The sequence below is a fragment of the Mesobacillus subterraneus genome (genome assembly GCF_000934845.1).
Classification (GTDB): Bacteria; Bacillota; Bacilli; order Bacillales; family Cytobacillaceae; genus Mesobacillus; species Mesobacillus stamsii.
Map to the genome: position 1 here is coordinate 1 of NZ_JXIQ01000142.1, position 3,264 is coordinate 3,264.

A 3,264-nucleotide genomic window follows, 5' to 3' on the forward strand; every position below is an offset into this window, starting at 1 on the left:
ATGGCAGAGGTGGTAAAAACCCTTGGCCGTAATCAATGGTTCTCTTAATAAGCAGAAAAGACTTGAAAAAACATCATTAATCAGGAGGATCCAACAATCATGAATACGTTCAACCTAAAAGAAACAACGGCTCTGTTACACTCGTATGGTTTCAAATGTGACAGAAATGGTAAGCCATTGGATAAGTGAGGGGAATATTAAAAGCATTGAAAACGGTGGAGCATACGAAGTTTTGGAGGAAGAAGTTTATAGATTTATAGAAACATACAGATTGGAAGGTAGAGCCTTTAAGGAAGGCATTGATGATCAAACTATGATTGGGAGATTACTAGAAGAAATTACCGATCTTAAAAAGCAAAAATATACATCACCTCTACATTGAATACATGTAAACGATGTGAGGGACCATTGGAATTCCAATAGTTCTCACATCGAAATTAAGATAAATGCGGTTTGTCGGCAGGACCCCCTTTAGCTTTAGCAACAGCTATCCCTTCCTTCTGGCGTTGTTTAATGTTCAACCTTTCCTGTTCTGCAATCGATGTATAAACCTCAATAATGATTTTGTTGAACATATCTATAACCCATTCTTGACCTTTTTGGAACGTCCTGCATTGTAGTAGGAAGATCTATAATTTTCACTCTAATTCCTGTTTAAAAACCTTGTATTTACTTAAAGATAAGGTGTTCGGTTGCTATTCCATTTAATTTATCTATATCCACTAAGGTGTCCCTTAATGTTTCAACTCCAAAATCTCTCTCTAATAGTAAATATTTGGGCTTACATTTATCTAATACTAATTTCGTAGCTTCAATAATTTCAGTATCAAGGGTCTGAGAGTGCGAGTCTCTCAACTTGCCGTTTGGTAATTTTTCATATCCGGATACATGAACACATACGATATCTTCAAAAGGAAAATCCGAAATGTATGTTAGAAAGTCTATATTGTTATTAATTGCCGTCACATAAGCATTAGTAATATCAAACATTACCTTTACATTGCCTGGCGTTTTTTTCATTACCTCACTGAAAAACCTTCCCTCTGAAAACTGATTTTCTTTATTCAATTCATTTTGAGTAATATTCTCAATTAAAATAAGATTTTCAAAATAACCTTGTAATGATTCGAGATTATTAACAAGAATATCTACATATTCATTCGAATAAGGTATGGCATTTACTGTAGATAAATAACGTCCCTGTATATGTGAAAATGCAACATGATCAGAAAAATAATCAGCATTACAGTATTTATACTGATAATAATAGTTTTCCAGGGAAGGAATATGTATACCTTCTTTAGACCCTAATGAAGATTTTAAACAATGAAATCCGATTTCTACTTCGTGGCTCTTACTTAATTCAACCAATTTATCCATTGTTTTCACATTAGTTATGTCCGGCATTATTTCAATAAAATCTATGTTCGGAAAAATCTCTTCAATCCATTCCCCATGGATAAAATCTCTATAACACAAGCCAACCTTCATTATATAAACTCCTTTCGATGAGTTAAAATAATAAGTGAGGCTACCACATTTAACCCTAATAAGTAAAATGGAAACTCATTGAAGTAAATCGACAGCAAAGTGAATATTAACAAGGATACTGCACTTATTAAAGTGTAAGTTTGCAGAGTTACCTTTGTATCAATATGGTTATTAACATTCATAAACCTTGACCTAACTTCAACACTAATTGAGATTCCTAACGCTACTATAAAACTAAATAGTATGATTCTTATTATCAAGTAAGCCTCTATAAAATTTAAAATACCGAAGCAAATAAGAAATAAGATATGTAGCTTATTTTTAGCCATTAAACTTATATCAAATTTCTCTCTACTTATTAAATTCAAATATGCAACTGAAACGATACCAGGCAGTGTAAACACTATACTTGAAAGATTAAGTAGTTTCTTTTCCGTGAGTTCGGCTACAAATAGAGGAATCCAAAATACAGCTGTAGTACCCAGTAACGATAAAACAAATATGTATACCTTCCCCTTAAGTGCTTTAATGCTTATTTTTTTTTGACTTTGTTCTACTTCGGGCTGAATGTTTATAAATAAAAAGAACAAAAACGAAATAAGCAATATAAAAATATATTCTTGTAGCTGCATTTTATATATCCAGGCACCAATTGCAAAACCGATAATCTTAGAGAAATTACGCAGTAAAGTTATATTTATTAATCCAGATCTTATATTATTTTTTGTACGTAATAACTCTTGCTCAAAAGAAAGCAAATGGAAAGAGAAGGAGAGAGTACAAAATACATATAAAATGACTAAAAATAAAAGAGAGTTACTATTAGAAAATATGAGAGTAGCAATTAAAAAAACAATGCTAATAAGAGTTAAGTTCCGAGAGGAAACTTTAGATACCTTCTTGAAGAAAGTCACATCAAAAAATACAAACATATCAATTATAGAACTTAAAAATAAGATTAGAAAAACCGTTGCCAGATCTTCTACTATTAACCATGTCGTAGCGTACGAATAGAATAGTCCCGACGATAGTATAGCTAATAGATAAAGAAAAGTTATCTTTTGAGAATTGTTTTTACGCAACGTACACTGCAAAAATCTCCCTTTGCGACTTTGCAAATTTTTTGCATTCATCAACTGACTTAAATTCATATAATTCACCATAACCTTTTAAAGATATATAAAGATAATGTGTGTTATTCCCTGATATTATGATTCCATAATTAGACTCCTCAAAGGACATAAGTAAATGTTCTGCAGCATCTCTTGACACCCTCGTATAATTGTTCTCTTTCAAAAGTTTAATAACTTCTAACCAAAAGTAAAAACTAAATTCGCAATCAAAATTATAATATTCTTTATAAATTCTCTTTATGGTTTCCTCAGGTAAAGAAGATAAAGAGGGAACATTTGCATATAATGCCAATGAAAACTTATCTAATTGATCGGAAACATAAATATTAAATATTTCTTCAGAACTAAGAATCGTCATTGTTTTTAGGGCAATATGAAAGGCATGAACACAGCTAACTGTATTTACGCCTTTATGTAGTAGTCTATCTTATTTGTAGCAAGTTTCAGCTGCTTGCTTCTTAGAAGACTTTTTGAAAGTTTGAACTTTCATGCCCTTTACCTCCTCTCAAAGCTGCATTTATAGCCATATTTTATAATTTTTGGCTATATTTAATATATTAACACACTAGTGTTGCATAAATAATGTCACAATTTTCAGTTTAATAATTTTCATCTTTAAGAGCCAAAAAAGTAATTACCT

At 31.2% G+C, this 3,264-nt stretch carries 3 protein-coding genes and 1 pseudogene; 1 reads left to right on the forward strand and 3 read right to left on the reverse strand.

All coding sequences use genetic code 11. From position 1 onward, the window contains the following. Window positions 1-157 precede the first annotated feature (157 nt). Window positions 158-382, forward strand: coding sequence for a hypothetical protein (locus tag UB32_RS16335; protein WP_128721572.1), 225 nt, complete (start codon window positions 158-160; stop codon window positions 380-382). 67 nt (window positions 383-449) lie between these two features. Here UB32_RS16335 and UB32_RS20880 read toward each other — a convergent pair. The 3 genes and pseudogenes from UB32_RS20880 to UB32_RS16345 all read right to left on the reverse strand — a co-directional run. After that, window positions 450-648: pseudogene (locus UB32_RS20880) on the reverse strand (recombinase family protein); the annotation flags it as partial. 21 nt (window positions 649-669) lie between these two features. After that, on the reverse strand, window positions 670-1,491 hold the full coding sequence (locus UB32_RS20560) for a multinuclear nonheme iron-dependent oxidase (protein WP_052807078.1): 822 nt from the start codon (window positions 1,489-1,491) through the stop codon (window positions 670-672). After that, the gene (locus UB32_RS16345; RefSeq protein WP_128721573.1) at window positions 1,491-2,642 is read right to left on the reverse strand and encodes a hypothetical protein; all 1,152 of its coding nucleotides are present in this window, start codon (window positions 2,640-2,642) and stop codon (window positions 1,491-1,493) included. The genes UB32_RS20560 and UB32_RS16345 overlap by 1 nt, the downstream gene beginning before the upstream one ends. Window positions 2,643-3,264: the final 622 nt, after the last annotated feature.

Coding starts and splice junctions, on each gene's coding strand:
- UB32_RS20560 (WP_052807078.1), bottom strand. CDS start 1,491: ATGAAGGTTGGCTTGTGTTATAGAGATTTTATCCATGGGGAATGGATT.
- UB32_RS16345 (WP_128721573.1), bottom strand. CDS start 2,642: ATGAATTTAAGTCAGTTGATGAATGCAAAAAATTTGCAAAGTCGCAAA.